Below are 15,799 nucleotides of genomic sequence, written 5' to 3'. Positions count from 1 at the left end.
TGGAAAGCCTGTTTTTATTGTTTTGGAAGATACGGGCCACACTAACGCATCCGCTGGCGAATGCAATCAGACCAATGGGCTAGCCCTTATCCCTGCAGGAGCCGGCAGGCCGGCTCCTGGGATGGTTTCAGCGGTTGGCGAAATACATGGTCACTTCAAAGCCGATACGCAGGTCGGTGTAGGCGGGTTTGGTCCACATGGGAGCGTTCCTCTTGTTATACCGGGAGAGTCCGGTACAGGCATTAATACATGGGTGGGCTGGCGGGCGAATGCTACTTTCGAACGAACCGGCCGCAGTCGTTAGTCTCGGATGTACATAGAATCTCCCACAGGGGTACGCGCACGATTCGACGATCAGGTCGGCTGTCAGGCCGCCTCGCTTTGCTGGTGATTTTGATCTTAGGCGCCCCGTTAAACCACGCTGGCCGTCATCCGATATTGATTTGGGGGGTAACCCGGCAGGACGCCGGGTTAGCCGCGCTGGGCCATGGATGGCCCATCGCGGCGGCCCCCCAAATCAATGTCGGATGACGGGCATGCCGAGCCTAGGCGAGGCACCGAGTGGTGGGGCAAGAGCCCTTTTGGTTACTTTTGGGGCTCTTTTCCAAAAGTGACCCGCCGTAAGGGCGGAACCCTAAGTGGCCGTGACCGCAGCAATGGATATGTACACATACCCAGAAGAGGGTTGTGTAGCTACTCATGCTGCGATGACCGAAGGTCAGCCGCCAATGATGCAAGCTGAACAACCGCTATCGCAGGCAAGCCAGCTCCCACACTTGATTGCATTTCAAGCAGGGCGGCTGATGCCTACCCATCAAAGGGTGGAAGCTGGCAGTTCAATCAGGCGATCAGAAGAACCCCAGCGGGTTGATGTCGTAGCTCACCAGCAGGTTCTTGGTCTGCTGGTAATGATCGAGCATCATCTTGTGGTTCTCACGCCCTACCCCAGACTTTTTGTAGCCACCAAACGCGGCATGCGCCGGGTACAGGTGATAGCAGTTGGTCCACACACGCCCGGCCTTGATCGCCCGGCCCATGCGGTAGGCGCGGTTGATATCGCGGGTCCACAGCCCAGCACCCAGGCCGAATTCGCTGTCGTTGGCAATCGCCAGGGCTTCGGCTTCGTCCTTGAAGGTGGTCACGCCCACCACCGGGCCGAAGATTTCTTCCTGGAACACGCGCATTTTGTTGTGGCCCTTGAGCAGAGTCGGCTGGATGTAATAGCCGCTGGACAGGTCGCCCGCCAGGTGTTCGGCGGCGCCACCGGCCAGCAGTTCGGCGCCCTCTTCCTGGGCGATGGTCAGGTACGAGAGGATCTTGTCGTACTGCTGCTCGGACGCCTGGGCGCCGACCATGGTCTCGGTGTCCAGCGGGTTGCCGCGTTTGATTTTGACGATCTTCTTCATGACCTCGGCCATGAACGGCTCGTAGATCGACTCCTGCACCAGCGCCCGCGACGGGCAGGTGCACACTTCGCCCTGGTTGAAGAACGCCAGCACCAGGCCCTCGGCGGCTTTCTCGATGAAGGCCGGCTCCGCCTGCATGATGTCTTCAAAGAAGATATTCGGCGACTTGCCGCCCAGCTCGACGGTGGACGGAATAATGTTCTCGGCCGCCGCATGCATGATGTGCGCGCCCACCGGGGTGGAGCCGGTGAAAGCGATCTTGGCGATGCGCTTGCTGGTGGCCAGGGCCTCGCCGGCTTCGCGGCCAAAACCCTGGACGATGTTCAACACGCCGGCCGGCAACAGGTCGGCGATCAGTTCGGCAAACACCATGATCGACAGCGGCGTCTGCTCGGCCGGCTTGAGCACGATGCAGTTGCCGGCGGCCAGGGCCGGGGCGAGTTTCCAGGCGGCCATCAGCAACGGAAAGTTCCACGGGATGATCTGCCCGACCACGCCCAGGGGCTCATGGAAATGATAGGCCGCGGTCAGTTCGTTGATCTCGGCGGCGCCACCTTCCTGGGCGCGGATGCAGCCGGCGAAGTAACGGAAGTGGTCGGCGGCCAATGGCACGTCGGCATTCAGGGTCTCGCGCACGGCCTTGCCATTGTCCCAGGTCTCGGTCACGGCCAACACTTCCAGGTGCTGCTCGATGCGGTCGGCGATTTTCAGCAGCACCAGGGCGCGGTCCTGGGCCGAGGTCTTGCCCCAGGCGTCGGCGGCAGCATGCGCAGCGTCCAGGGCCTTGTCGATATCGGCGGCGCTGGAGCGCGGAAATTCGGCAATCACCTCGCCAGTCACTGGCGAGGTGTTGGTGAAGTATTCACCGTTGACCGGGGCCACAAACTCGCCACCGATAAAGTTACCGTAGCGCGGCTTGAAGGTGACGATGGCGCCGGGGGTGCCAGGTTGTGCGTAGATCATGATGAGGCCTCTTTCGGGGGATGTTGTTATTGATCTATCCGTTGCATCTGAGCGCGTTCATAGCGGGGATACAGGTGGCTGACACTGCGGATCAGTTCGTAGCGGCTCAGGCTGATGGCCGCAAAACGTTCGGGAATGGGGCTGCGGATCATCTCGCCCATGGCACTGCCGTTGGCAGCACCGGTGGCCATGAGCTGGTCGAGCCAGCCCAGGTAATCACGCATTTGTGCGAAGGGTTGGGCATCGCTGGCCACCGGGCCGTGGCCGGGCACGATCAGTTTCCAGGGCAGGCCTTGCAGGGTGGCGATATCCGCCAGCCATACCGCCAGGCCCGGGGTGTTGGGGGTGGTCAGGGCGCGCTGGTAAAACACCAGGTCGCCGGCAAACAGCACGCCGGTGGTTTCGTCGAAAATCGCCAGGTCGGCGCCGGTATGGCCGCTCAGGCTCAACAATCGCAAAGCGTGGCCGCCGACGGTCTGCACTCCGGGGCTCAACGTCTGGCTGGGCAGCAGCACTTCGGTGCCGCGCATCCAGTCGCCGACCATGCGGTACATGTTTTCCGCCATGCCATCGCCCTGTTCGCGCAGCAGCGTGGTGGTGCCTGCCAGCGCAGCGATCGGCACATCCTTGAACGCCTGGTTGCCCAGCACATGGTCGGGGTGATGATGGGTCAACAAGACCTGGATCACCGGCTTGTCGGTGACCGTGGCAATCGCCTGGCGCAATGCTTCGCCGTAACGCCGGGACGGCCCGGTGTCGATCACCACCACCCCGGCCTGGGTCACGATAAACCCGGTATTGACGATGTTGCCGCCGTTGGCCCTGGCGAAATTATCCGTGCTGCCTTCCAGCAGCCAGGTGTCGGCGGCGATCTGCCGGGGCTTGAGGGCGTAGTCGAGGTCGGCCAGCGCGGGCAGGCCCAGGCCGAGTAACAGCAGTAATAGCCACTTCATGGGATGGCCCCGGCGAATTCACTACCGCTGGTATCGCGCAACAGCAGGCGCACCGGCCCGGCGCCTTGCAGGTCAAACGCCAGGTCGGGGTTCTCGCTGACCGCCGCGAACAGCTCCAGGCGCGCCAACACCCGGTCCTGGGCGTCGCGCAGTTCGGCGTGGTTGATGTAGAACTCAGGGATGCCGCTGACCATGCCATTGTCCATCGGGTGTGCTACCTGCAGGCGCAGCCGGCTGAAATCCTCGCGGGGATAACGACCGCCCAACACTTCCCCCAGGTGTTCTTCCCAGCCCGGCTGGCTGCGCACCACGCTGGGCGCGGTACAGCCGCCGCCGGCGGCGTCGATCAGGGTCGACCCCACATGCCACAGGCCATCCTTGGTCAACACGGCGGCGCGCAACGGCGTGGCCTGCTCGATCCGGACGCGGATCGCCAGCCACGGCAACACGCCCTCGCCCGGCTGGAAGTCGACGATTTTCGGCAGTGGGTTGAGTTCGGCCCAGGCGATGATTTTCACCACCTGGCCCTTGAAGGCGCGAGCGTCGATTTCCAGGGGCACCTGCCGCGCATCTTCGGCAAATGGCGGCGCCAGCAGCTTGACCCGTTCATCAAAGACAAACGGCGCATTGCCGAGGAACTGCTGGTGGAAATAGCTCCACATCACCGATGGCACCGGGTCTTTGCCGGGGTCCATCCCGTAGGCGGCCACTGGCAACCAGCAAGCCAACAGCCAACGTGCGCGCCAGCCCATGGCTTACTCCTCGACGTGCACGCTATCAAGATAAGTGCGTACCGCCCACAAGGCTTCCTGGCTCAGGTAGTCGGCCATTTTCGGCATGTACACCCGACCATCGCGCACGGCGCCGTGGCGCACCCGTTCGACGAACCATTCGTCCCCGGCATCGCCCTCATCGAGCATGCGCAGGTCGGGGGCGATCCCGCCGGACTTGGCTTCCAGACCGTGGCACGCGGCGCAGTTCTGGTTATAGGCCGAGGCCCCCACTTCGACGGCCTTGGCGTGTTCCGGCGACTGGCGATACGGGTTCACCGCCGCCCAGCCATCGGCATCCAGCGGTACGCCGGCGTCCTTGATCGGGGTCAGGCCTTGGGTTTCCACGGCAGTTGGCGTCACGTTGCCGTGAGCCCAGACGGAGCCTGCACCGATCACCCCGGCCAACAGGCCGGCAACCAGCAAGGCGTTGCGTTTTGTTGTCATTATTGTCCCCTCAGGATTGCACGCAAAACCTCTCTACAGAGGCTATGGCAACCATCATAGGAACGCCTCGCCAGGGCCCGTATGCTGCTTTGGTGGCCGGGCTCTACTCCCTTCGTAGTAAGGCTTGCGGGCCCCTGCTAAATCAGATGCGGTTCGGGAAATTGTCCCGGCCACACCGGGATATTTTCCGTATCCGCGGGCACCGTCCAGCCAGCAACCTGTGCAGGCCAAAACCTCCACTGGGAACTGCAACCATGACAATAAGATCGCTACCCGCCCTCTCGCCGCTGAGCCTTGCCGTGCAGGCTTTCCTGCTGGTCGGCAGCCTGTCCTTGAGTGCGGCGAGCTTCGCCGCTGCCGAACCTGCAAAGCAGACGCGCAACGTCACCTGGGAAGACATTGCCAACGACCACCTGACCACCAAGGACGTGCTGCAATACGGCATGGGCACCAACGCCCAGCGCTGGAGCCCCCTGGCCCAGGTCAACGACAAGAACGTGTTCAAGCTCACCCCGGCCTGGTCGTACTCGTTCGGTGACGAGAAGCAGCGCGGCCAGGAGTCCCAGGCCATCGTCAACGACGGCGTGGTGTATGTCACCGGCTCCTACTCCCGGGTGTTCGCCCTCGACGCCAAGACCGGCAAGCGCCTGTGGACCTACAACCACCGCCTGCCCGACAACATCCGCCCGTGCTGTGACGTGGTCAACCGCGGGGCGGCGATTTTTGGCGACAAGATCTACTTCGGCACCCTCGATGCGCGCCTGATCGCCCTCGATAAAAACACCGGAAAAGTGGTGTGGAACAAGAAATTCGGCGACCACGCCGCCGGCTACACCATGACCGGCGCCCCGGTGCTGATCAAAGACAAGGTCACCGGCAAGGTCCTGCTGATCCACGGCAGCTCCGGCGATGAGTTCGGCGTGGTCGGCCAGCTGTTTGCCCGCGACCCGGACACCGGCGAAGAAGTGTGGATGCGCCCGTTCGTCGAAGGCCACATGGGCCGCCTGAATGGCAAGGACAGCACCACCACCGGCGATGTGAAAGCACCGTCCTGGCCGGATGATCCGACCACCGAAACCGGCAAGGTCGAAGCCTGGAGCCACGGCGGCGGTGCCCCTTGGCAGAGCGCCAGTTTCGATGCCGAGACCAACACCATCATCGTCGGCGCCGGCAACCCCGGCCCTTGGAACACCTGGGCGCGTACTTCCAAGGATGGCAACCCTCACGACTTCGACAGCCTCTATACCTCCGGCCAAGTGGGTGTTGACCCAAGCACCGGCGAAGTGAAGTGGTTCTACCAGCACACGCCAAACGATGCCTGGGACTTCTCCGGCAACAACGAACTGGTGCTGTTCGACTACAAGGACAAGGACGGCAAAGTGGTCAAGGCCACCGGCCACGCTGACCGCAACGGCTTCTTCTACGTGGTGGACCGTAACAACGGCAAGCTGCAGAACGCCTTCCCGTTCGTCGACAACATCACCTGGGCCAGTCATATCGACCTGAAGACCGGCCGCCCCGTGGAAAACGAAGGCCAGCGTCCGGCCAAGCCGCTGCCGGGTGAAACCAAGGGCAAGCCGGTGGAAGTCTCGCCGCCGTTCCTCGGTGGCAAGAACTGGAACCCCATGGCCTACAGCCAGGACACCGGCCTGTTCTACATCCCCGGCAACCAGTGGAAAGAGGAATACTGGACCGAAGAGGTCAACTACAAGAAGGGTTCGGCGTACCTGGGCATGGGCTTCCGTATCAAGCGCATGTATGACGACCACGTCGGCACCCTGCGCGCGATGAACCCGACCACCGGCAAGGTGGTGTGGGAGCACAAGGAGGCCCTGCCATTGTGGGCCGGCGTGCTGGCGACCAAGGGCAACCTGGTGTTCACCGGCACCGGCGACGGTTTCTTCAAAGCCTTCGACGCAAAAACCGGCAAGGAGCTGTGGAAGTTCCAGACCGGCAGCGGCATCGTCTCCCCACCGATCACCTGGGAACAGGATGGCGAGCAATACATCGGCGTGACCGTTGGCTACGGCGGCGCGGTGCCGTTGTGGGGCGGCGACATGGCCGAGCTGACCAAACCGGTGGCACAGGGCGGGTCGTTCTGGGTGTTCAAAATCCCGAGTTGGGATAACAAAACCGCGCAAAAATAACCCCCCGTTGATGATCGTTCCCACGCTCTGCGTGGGAATGCCTCCCAGGGCGCTCCGCGCCCCAACGGCCACCACGAGGTCCCTGCCATGAACTACCTGCCCCTGCTACTCCTGCTCTCCCTCCCCCTGGCCTACGCCGACGACGGCGACGACCAACCCCTGGTCATCAACGGCTGCACCCTCGCCCCCCACAGCCAATGCCCCGGCGCCAACCTCAAGGGCGCCAACCTGCGCAACCAGGACTTGAGCAAAATGAACCTGGCCGGGGCCGATCTGCGCGAGGCCGACCTGCGCCACGCGAACCTCGACCTGGCCAACCTGGAAAAAGCCCAACTGCAAGGCGCCAACCTGACCCGCGCCAGCCTGCAGCAAGCCAACCTGCGCCTGGCAGATTTCAGCAGGGCCACTTTGATGGCCGTACAAGGCTGGGGCATGTTTGCCCAAGGCGCGCAATTTGAAAACGCCAACCTCAGCGCGGCTTACCTGCAATTTGCGCGGTTGTCGGGGGCCAAGCTGCACAAGGCCAACCTGCGTGCAGCGGACCTGGAAATGACCTGGCTGAGCAAAGCTGACCTGCAAGGTGCGGACCTGAGCGACGCCAACCTGCAAGAGGCCAAGTTCGGTGAAAGCAACCTGGAGCAGGCCACCCTCACCGGCACCCGCCAGCACTATGCAAACTTCCAGGACGCGAATATGGAGGGCTGCAAGGACTGCCCCACCACCTGGGACCGTTAACTTTTGCATGCGCGGGCTTGCCGGCTCCTGCAGAGGAGCGACTTATCCCGCCGCCCGCACCACGCCCATATCAATCCCCACATGCACCAGCTCCGCATGGGAGCTGACCTGCAATTTGCTCTTGAGCAAGGTCAGGTGATTGGACACGGTCTTGCTGCTGATACTCAGTTGATCGGCAATGGCCCGGGTAGGTGTGCCCTTGGCCAGCATCAGGAAAATCTCCAGCTCACGGGCTGTCATGCCCTGCAGGCGATGATCGACCGGGTGGTAGGCCAGCTCGGTGGCCAGGGCCTGTTCGATATAGGTGTGGCCGTCGAGAATGCGCTGCACCGCTTCATTCATCACCGCAGGCGTCGCGCCCTTGGTGATATAGCCCGACGCACCGGCCTCCAGGGCCTGGCGTACCAGGGGCAGCTCCTGATGCTGGCTGAAAAACAGCACGCGCAATTGCGGCAGGCGCTGGCGCAGGCGGCGGGTGGTCTCCAGGCCGCTGATGCCCGGCAGGCCAAAACCGGTGATCACCAGGTTCGGCACCGCCTCCTGCACCCGCGCCAGCGCCTCCTCGCCAGTGCCCGCCTCGCGCACTTCCACGCCCGGTAGCAGCGCCCGCAACAGGCTGCTGTAACCCAGGCGCACCACGGCGTGCTTGTCTACCAACAGGATATTCATGAGGCATGCGCCGGCATCACCAGCAGCGGCGCCGGTCGCGGGCCGTGGAGCTTGTCCACGCCGATCAGGCTGACAATCAGCAAAAACGGCAAGAGCAGCGCCTTGAGAATTCGCATGATCGTACAACTCCTGAGGATGACCGGTACTTTCATGCTAGAGCCCTCAAGCGCCGGCTGATTTACTACTTTGGTACTGGTTTTGCTGTCTATCGTCGCATTCCCAAGGCAGCGCGACTGGCATGTAATAGGCGCATAACTATAAGGATCGTACCTGCCATGCTGCCCGCCCGACTGACTCTGGCTGCCGTGCTGTCGCTGACCCCGCTGCTGGCTGCTGCCCAGCCGCCAACCGCGCTGTTTTCCCGCGACGGCTACCGCATCAACCTCTATCGCAGCCCCACCCCCGAACACCTGCCGGGCGCGACCATCGTCGATACCCAGGCCCTGCAAACCCTGCTGGCGCAACAACCGCGCCCGGTGCTGATCGACGTTTACCGCCGGCAATGGCTGCACGGCCAGTTCATCGAAGACCAGCCCCACGCCAACCTGCCCGGCAGCCATTGGCTGGCCAATACCGGCGATGGCGAGCTGACGCCCGAGTGGCAGAGCTACTTTGCCCGCCACCTGTACACCTACACCGACGGTCACCTTGCCCACCCCTTGGTGTTCTACTGCCGCGCCGATTGCTGGTTGAGTTGGAACGCGGTAAAACGGGCCAAAGCCTTGGGCTATAACACTGTGTATTGGTATCGCGATGGCCTGGACGCGTGGGAGGCCGCCAAGCTGCCCGTCGCCGCGGCACACCCAGAGCCCTTTGAGCTTGCCCCCTGAAACATCACAATAAAAAGGTGAACGGCCATGTATAAAATTCTGATTGCCGACGATCACCCGCTGTTTCGCGAAGCGATCCATAACGTCATCAGCGACGGTTTTGCCGGCAGCGAAGTGATGGAAACTGCCGACCTGGACAGCGCCCTGGCCCTGACCCAGGAGCACGACGACCTCGACCTGATCCTGCTGGACCTGAACATGCCCGGCATGCACGGCCTCAACGGCCTGATCAACCTGCGCAACGAAGCGCCGACCATACCGGTGGTGATCGTCTCGGCCGAACAGGACAAGCAGATCGTGCTGCAAGCCATCACCTATGGCGCGGTGGGCTTTATCACAAAATCCTCGCCACGGGCGCAGATGACCGAAGCCATCCAGCAGATCCTCAATGGCAACGTATACCTGCCGCCCGACATCATCCGCACCCAGAAAAACCCCGGCCAGCGGCGCATGCACGACAACCCGGCCTTCGCCCCGGAACTGCTGCAGGCCCTTACACGCAAGCAGTTGCTGGTGTTGGAGCGGATGACCAAGGGCGAGTCGAACAAGCAGATTGCCTACACCCTGGAAATTGCCGAGACCACGGTGAAGGCCCATGTGTCGGCGATTCTGCGCAAATTGAACGTACATAACCGGGTGCAGGCGATCCTTAGCGCTGGAGATATCGACTTCGGCTCCTACCTGCGGCGCTGATTTTCCTTACAACTGAGCTCCCACAGGGGTACGCGTACGATTCGAAGATCAGGTCGGCTTTAAGGCCGCCTCGCTTTGCTTTTGATCTTGATCTTGATCTGAGGCGCCCCGTTAAACCACGCTGGCCGTCATCCGATATTGATTTGGGGGGTAACCCGGCAGGACGCCGGGTTAGCCGCGCTGGGCCATGGATGGCCCATCGCGGCGGCCCCCCAAATCAATGTCGGATGACGGGCACACCGAGCCTGGGCGAGGTGCCGAGTGGTGGGGCAAAAGCCCTTTGCTTACTTTGGGGCTTTTCCAAAGTGAGCCGCCGTAAGGGCGGAACCCTAAGTGGCCATGACCGCAGCAACGGATATGTACACACCCCCAGAAAAGACCTGTGTAGATACCTACGCCACGATAACGGTGTGTCATTCAGCATTTATTTGCCTGACCCACCGCTATCGCGGGCAAGCCCGCTCCCACATTTTGATCGAGGGTGTGTCAGGGACGGCCCAAGAGGTGGCTCATGGCAGTCTTGAGCTTCATCGGCCGCACCGGCTTGTGCATCAGGGTATGCCCCAGCTCGCGGATTTGCAGTTTCAGTTCGTTGCTGTAATTGGCGGTAATCATCATCGCCGGAATGGCACTGGCCCGCCGCGCATTGATCCTGGCCACCGCGTCCACGCCGTTCTGTTCGTCATCCAGGTGGTAATCAGCAATCAGCAAGTCCGCCTGGGCATGGTAGTTGTCCACCTGGCGTGCCAGGTCCTGTTCGGACAAGGCGGTAATCACCTGGCAGCCCCAGCCTTCAAGCAAGGTACGCATACCGGCACAGATCGCCGCGTCGTTATCCAGCACCCACACCCGGGCGCCCTGCAAACGCTCCAGCATCGGCTCGCTCATCACCGGCATAGGCAAGACCCTGGGTGCGGTGCTGCTCAACGGCACCTCCACACTGAACATCGAGCCCCGTCCAGGCCAGGAGCGCACGCTGATCCGGTGCCCGAGGATCCGCGCGATTTTTTCCACAATCGCCAACCCCAGGCCCAACCCACGATCCTGGTCCGGGCGTTGCACATCGCCGCGCTTGAACTCCTGGAAAATCTCCTCCAGGCGCTCCTCGGCGATGCCCATACCGGTGTCCCAGACCTGGATCGACAACCGCTGATGCTCACGCCGACAACCCAGCACCACGCGCCCGCCGTAGGTGTAGCGGATGGCATTGCTCAACAGGTTGCGCAAGATTCTGGCGAGCAGCTGGATATCGCTGCGCACCAGGGCCGAGCAGCCAATAAAGTGCAGCTGCAAGCCTTCGCTGCGCGCCACTTGGGTGTATTCGGCGGCGAGGTTGTCCAGCAGTTCGCTCAAGGCAAACGGTGCGATATCGGCCTTGATCACCCCGGCGTCGAGCTTGGAAATATCTACCAGGGTGCCCAGCAGGTTTTCCACGTCTTCCAGAGAATTGCTGACATTGCGCACCAGGGTCTCGTTGGCCACCGGATCACGCCGCTCCAGCAAGGCCCCGGTAAACAAGCGGGCGGCATTCAGCGGTTGCAGCAGGTCATGGCTGACCGCCGCCAGAAACTTGGTTTTCGACAGGTTGGCCTGCTCGGCTTCCAGCTTGGCTTCGCGCAGACGCGACTCCACGCGGCGGCGCTCGTCGATTTCCTGCAGCAGTTGGTCGTTGAGCGAAGTCAGTTCGGCGGTGCGCTCGCGCACTCGCAGTTCCAGGTTCTGATAAGCCTGGTGCAGGGCCTCGGCGGTGCGCCGGCGTTCGGTGATGTCGCGGATCAGCACAAAGATCCCCACCACCTCGCCACTGGCCAGGCGGTTGGGCACATAGGAGCGCAGCATGTAGCGCTCCTGATGGTTGATATTGGTTTCGGCGAACTCGAAGGTCACGCTCTCCCCCGCCAGCGCCTGCGCCACGTAGGCTTCCAGGCGCTGGTAATGCTGTTCGCTGTGGGCCTGGCGCAGGCTTTTACCGAGCATCGCGCCCTGCGCCCAGCAATACCATTGCTCGTAGACCTTGTTGGTGAACTCGTAGACCAGATCGGCATTGAGGTAGGCAATCAACGCCGGCACATGGTCGGTGATCAGGCGGATCCAGCGTTCGCTTTCCTGGGATTTCTGCGCAACGGCCTGTTCACGGCGCAGGGTTTCCGCCAGTTTGACGTCAGTGATGTCGGTAAACAGAATCACTCGCCCACCGTCCTGGGTCGGCCGCTCGCTGACTTGCAGCCAACGGCCGTTATCCAGACGGTAAAACAGGGTTTCATCAGCGTGCCCGTGGGCCTCTTCGGTGAACAGGCCGTTGACCGTCATCAGCCGTTTGACCTCACGCAGGCCCATGCCCGCGACAATCTGCACCGGGCTGTTGCTCCAGAACCCCTGGAAGCGGCTGTTGAACAACACAATGTGTTGGTGCTGGTCGAACAGCACAAAGGCATCGGAAATGCTCTCGATGGCATCAATCAAATGCTGGTGGGCGGTTTCCGCGCGCAGCCGTGCATCGCGCAGCAGATGGTTGCTGGCCTTGAGTTCGGCCATCGCCTGGTTGAGGGCGTCGGTACGTTCGCGCACCTGCTCGGCCAGCACCACCGAATGCTGGAACGCCGCATAAGGGTCGTTGCCACGGGTCGCGCCGGACTCGACGCGCTCGATCAGCGCGGCGTTGATCCGCGCCAGCTTGCGATTGTCCTGCTGCAGGGCGCGGATCTGCGCGTGCAGTTCAGCGCTGTCCAGAGCTTCGACCACGGGCAATGGCGACCCCGGTAAAGGTCTGGTTGATGTGCATGCCATTGAACTGTTCTCCGTAGGTGTTGAACCCCATCACCCGTTGCTCACGCAAAAAGGCGCCGATCGGCTCCAGGGTGCCGTGCTCTTCGAGCTCCAGGCGCCGCAGGAAACAGTCGCAGCCGATGGTCAGCAGCAGGTCGCCTAGACGCGCTTGCAGGCCGTCGAACAGGGTCTGCAGGTTGGGCAGGATCGGCCCCGGGGTCATGGCGGTGAGGACGATGCCGTTTTCCACTGCGCAGTAGAAACTCAGGCTCAAGTCATCGTGGACCTGCTGGATCGCCCGCACGTAGTACTGCTCGTTGATACGCACCGCCAACGGATGGGCGGCGAAGATCCGGTGATCCAACTGTGCAACGGCCACGCCGATATGCCGTGCGTACTCCTCGGCGGCAGGTTCGGCATTCAACTCAAAGACCCGCCGCGACGCGCTGTCCGCCCCTGTCACCACCAGTTTGTGTGCCAGGGGCAGGATGTGGTGGGTGGTGAACACCTCGAAGTCCAGCCAGGTATTGACCAGCACCACGACAGCCGCGCCGCTGTGGAAGGCGCCGTCGAAATACACGTGGGTGTGGGTCAGGTGGTTGTCATCGCCGGCCGAACCGCCGAAATGCGGGATATCGCCGAGCGCTGCGCTCAGGGCGGCGAGGACCATTTCTTCGCGGCTGGACAGGCCGTCGAGCAGGGTCAAGGCAAAGCTGTTGCCCTTGATCGGGGCCAGGGTGTTGCTGCGACAGCCACCCACCAGGCGTTCGACCATTTGTTGCGCGTCGATCAGGCTGAAGTGCTCGACCTGGTCGATCAGTTCGGTGGCAATGGAAAAGTGCGCATGGTCAAACCCCACCGCCGTCACGCAATTGCGCCCGTAACCCTGGGGCGTGATCTCGCCGGCGCTGGTGCAACCCACCACGCGGACACCACCGAAACTGTGTTGCAGGGCCTGGCCGAGGGCCTGCAGGTCATAGGTGGCAGAGCAGAAGAACAGCACGAACCCCAGGTACGGGTGCAACAACTGGCACGCCAGCTCATCGGCCACCTGCTGCGCATCGCTGGCCTGGGACATGGCTGTGACTACGCCTTCGCTGTGCACCTGTTGCATGGTCATCTCCCCGTTGAAGCTCAAGTGTACGAACGCGCGGGGTGGCGACCTATGCTACTTGGGTACTGGGTCGGGGCTTCGATGGGATGAGAGCCACCGGGCAACAGATGAATCTCTGTGGGAACTGGCTTTGTGTAGGAGCTGGCTTGCCTGCGATTGCATCACCGCGGTGTAACTGATCCACCGAGTCGCAAGCATCGCAGGCAAGCTGGCCCCCACACGTTTGACCGTGTTCCAGGTCATTACCAGGTCAGCACCGCACCTACGGCAAAGGTATCGGTGTCTTCATTCTGCGCACTGGTGTCGTGGCCGTTGATCTCGAACTGGTTGTACTCGGCCACCAGCTTCAGGTTGTCGTTGATGTCATGGAACAGGGCAATGCCCCGGGTTTCGTAGTCGGCGCCGCTGCCGACCACGCCGTTGCCGTCGTCCTTGGTCTTGCCGTAGGACAGCGCCAGGCGGTTCTTGCCCAATTTGTAGGAGCCCTGCAGCAGGTAGCCATTGCTGTCGACATTACGCAAGGTGGCCTCCCCGGCGTTGTTGGTGAAGAACGGGTTGATGCCCTTGGCCTGGAAGCCGGAGCCGGTGAGCGACAAGCCGCCCATCTTCGCCTGCACCCCATAGCCCAGGCCCTTGGAGGTCACCGATTCGACGCTGGAGTCGGTGTTGTCCGAGGTCTGGTAGCTGCCGTTGAGCCAGCTGTAGATCTTCGCCCCGCCCACGTCGAACTGGTAGGTGATCTCGCTCTCGGTACGTGGGTTTTTCTGGTAGGCCTTGCCCAGCGGGCTGCTGTCGTTGGTGTCGACCGGGTCCATGATGCCCACGGCCACCCGCAGGCCGTCCATTACCGGGGTGCGGTAGGTGATTTGCGAGGTGGGGAACGGGTATGGGTAGCCACTGCCGATATTGCCGAACGAGACCCCACCGCCGTCCACCAGGCCCAGGCTGTCGCTGACCTGGCCATAGCCGGCGAGCAGTTCGTCGAGCAGGATGTTGGAACGGGCGAACAGGCCGAAGTCCTTGCCGATCAGCACTTCGCCCCACTCGGGGTTGGCCACGGTGCCGTAGAACTGGCGCACGTCGATGGCGGTGTCGGTGCCGTTGGTTTCACTGTCGTTGATGGTCACCCAGAACGAGGCACGGGCGCCGAGCTTGAGGTCATCGACCTGCTTGCCCATGTTGAAGCCCAGGTAGTTGGGCAAAAAGCCCATTTTTACCCGCGACTGGCGCCGGTCGTATTGCTCGCCGGCACGGTCCACATCGCTGTTGACGTAGAAGGCGTTGACGTAGCCATCGGTGGAAAAGGTGGTTTGGTCCTTGTCGTACAGCACGATCTCGGCCTGGGCCACCGAGCTCAAACCGAGGCTGGCGATAAAGGCTGGCAACAAACGACGGGGGAAGTTCTTATTGTTATGCATGGCGCGCTCCGCGACGGGGGTCTGGGTGTCGGAGGCGATTATCGAAAGCCAGGCAGCGCGGTTAAACGCTGCCTTGGAGGGAAATGCGCGGTGCTTTGGAGGGCGCCGAGGGCCCGCCACTTAAGGCTTACACCGGTAGGCGCGGGGTTGGGGTCAAAGGGCGTTGAACAACATCCCGCCTGCCACCACGATACACAGGCTGGCAAAGCCGATTTGCAAGGCCCGCGCCGGAATCAGCGAGCCCAGGCGCCGGCCGATGAGCATGCCGACGATGCTGGCACCAATAAACACCCAGCCGAGGGTGTCGATCACCACCCCGGCATGGAACGCGCCGACCACACCAATCAGCGAAATCAGGCTGATCACCATCAGCGAGGTGGCGACAATCCCGCGCATCTGCACATCGGTCAGTTGCTTGAACGCCGGCACGATCAGAAAACCGCCGCCCACCCCCAGCAGGCCCGATACCGCACCGGTCACCGCACCGAGGGCGGCCAGGGTCGCGGTGCATTTGGCGGTCCAGGAAAAACGCCCGGTCTGCTGATCGAGCATGCAGTTCTTCTGCCCCCAGGACGCGGCGCCATGGTCGCTGGGGCCGGCCTCGAGCTTTTCGCGCCGCAACATGCGCCACGCCACCAGCACCATCAGCGCGCTGAACAGGCCCATCAGGATCTTGTCCGGCAACTGATGGGCGAAGAACACCCCCAGCGGCGAAAACAGGGCGCCAAGCAAGGCAATCAGCAACGCCGCGCGATACCGCACCAGGCCATGGCGCAAGCCATCAATCGCCCCCACCGCCGCCGCCGCCCCCACGGCGAACAATGACACCGGGGCCGCTTGGGTCATGGTCAAGCCCAGCCCCAGCACCAACGCCGGCACCCCCAGCTG

At 62.5% G+C, this 15,799-nt stretch carries 14 protein-coding genes; 4 read left to right on the top strand and 10 right to left on the bottom strand.

Annotated elements, in window-relative coordinates:
• Positions 1–127: 127 nt before the first annotated feature.
• The 5 genes from pqqA to pedF all read right to left on the bottom strand — a co-directional run bounded on the left by pqqA (position 128) and on the right by pedF (position 4,539).
• A complete protein-coding gene (pqqA, locus tag PSFL_RS07565; protein WP_003243383.1) occupies positions 128–199 on the bottom strand; it encodes a pyrroloquinoline quinone precursor peptide PqqA in 72 nt (23 codons plus the stop codon).
• Between the two features lie 649 nt (positions 200–848).
• Positions 849–2,369, bottom strand: a complete 1,521-nt coding sequence (locus PSFL_RS07560) for an aldehyde dehydrogenase family protein (protein ID WP_057439402.1) — start codon at positions 2,367–2,369, stop codon at positions 849–851.
• Between the two features lie 26 nt (positions 2,370–2,395).
• Positions 2,396–3,322, bottom strand: a complete 927-nt coding sequence (locus PSFL_RS07555) for a quinoprotein relay system zinc metallohydrolase 1 (RefSeq protein WP_169990361.1) — start codon at positions 3,320–3,322, stop codon at positions 2,396–2,398.
• Positions 3,319–4,074, bottom strand: a complete 756-nt coding sequence (locus PSFL_RS07550) for a quinoprotein dehydrogenase-associated SoxYZ-like carrier (protein WP_057439404.1) — start codon at positions 4,072–4,074, stop codon at positions 3,319–3,321. Before PSFL_RS07550 ends, PSFL_RS07555 begins: the two co-directional genes overlap by 4 nt.
• 3 nt (positions 4,075–4,077) lie before the next feature.
• Positions 4,078–4,539: a cytochrome c-550 PedF gene (gene pedF, locus PSFL_RS07545; protein WP_057439405.1), complete on the bottom strand. Its 462-nt coding sequence runs from the start codon at positions 4,537–4,539 to the stop codon at positions 4,078–4,080.
• A 254-nt stretch (positions 4,540–4,793) separates the two neighbouring features.
• Between pedF and exaA the strand changes: the two genes are divergently transcribed.
• Entirely contained in the window at positions 4,794–6,686 is a 1,893-nt protein-coding gene (gene exaA / locus PSFL_RS07540) for a quinoprotein ethanol dehydrogenase (RefSeq protein WP_057439406.1), read from the top strand.
• A gap of 87 nt (positions 6,687–6,773) precedes the next feature.
• Positions 6,774–7,421 (top strand): pentapeptide repeat-containing protein, encoded by a 648-nt coding sequence (locus PSFL_RS07535; protein WP_397469860.1) that lies wholly within the window; start codon positions 6,774–6,776, stop codon positions 7,419–7,421.
• A 42-nt stretch (positions 7,422–7,463) separates the two neighbouring features.
• Here the strand turns inward: PSFL_RS07535 and PSFL_RS07530 are convergent, their stop codons facing one another.
• On the bottom strand, positions 7,464–8,090 hold the full coding sequence (locus tag PSFL_RS07530) for a response regulator transcription factor (protein ID WP_057439407.1): 627 nt from the start codon (positions 8,088–8,090) through the stop codon (positions 7,464–7,466).
• Positions 8,091–8,365: 275 nt separating this feature from the next.
• On the opposite strand from PSFL_RS07530, the gene PSFL_RS07525 reads away from it, so the two are divergent.
• A complete protein-coding gene (locus PSFL_RS07525) occupies positions 8,366–8,920 on the top strand; it encodes a PQQ-dependent catabolism-associated CXXCW motif protein (protein WP_057960077.1) in 555 nt (184 codons plus the stop codon).
• Positions 8,921–8,947: 27 nt separating this feature from the next.
• Positions 8,948–9,613: a response regulator transcription factor gene (locus PSFL_RS07520; RefSeq protein ID WP_029296512.1), complete on the top strand. Its 666-nt coding sequence runs from the start codon at positions 8,948–8,950 to the stop codon at positions 9,611–9,613.
• Between the two features lie 486 nt (positions 9,614–10,099).
• Here PSFL_RS07520 and PSFL_RS07515 read toward each other — a convergent pair whose 3' ends face one another.
• From PSFL_RS07515 to PSFL_RS07500, 4 genes are all read right to left on the bottom strand, one after another.
• Positions 10,100–12,400, bottom strand: a complete 2,301-nt coding sequence (locus tag PSFL_RS07515) for a PAS domain-containing hybrid sensor histidine kinase/response regulator (protein WP_120733526.1) — start codon at positions 12,398–12,400, stop codon at positions 10,100–10,102.
• Positions 12,330–13,493, bottom strand: a complete 1,164-nt coding sequence (nosP, locus tag PSFL_RS07510; protein ID WP_057960094.1) for a nitric oxide-sensing protein NosP — start codon at positions 13,491–13,493, stop codon at positions 12,330–12,332. Before nosP ends, PSFL_RS07515 begins: the two co-directional genes overlap by 71 nt.
• Positions 13,494–13,735: 242 nt before the next feature.
• Entirely contained in the window at positions 13,736–14,911 is a 1,176-nt protein-coding gene (locus PSFL_RS07505) for a porin (RefSeq protein ID WP_115128524.1), read from the bottom strand.
• 153 nt (positions 14,912–15,064) lie between these two features.
• The coding region (locus tag PSFL_RS07500) for a sulfite exporter TauE/SafE family protein (protein WP_397469859.1) at positions 15,065–15,799 on the bottom strand (735 nt) is incomplete at its 5' end.

The organism is Pseudomonas sp. DD1 (assembly GCF_044510355.1).
GTDB classification, from domain to species: domain Bacteria; phylum Pseudomonadota; class Gammaproteobacteria; order Pseudomonadales; family Pseudomonadaceae; genus Aquipseudomonas; species Aquipseudomonas shahriarae.
Note: the sequence above shows the minus strand (reverse complement) of the source record. Positions and strands in the feature narration are given on the sequence as shown.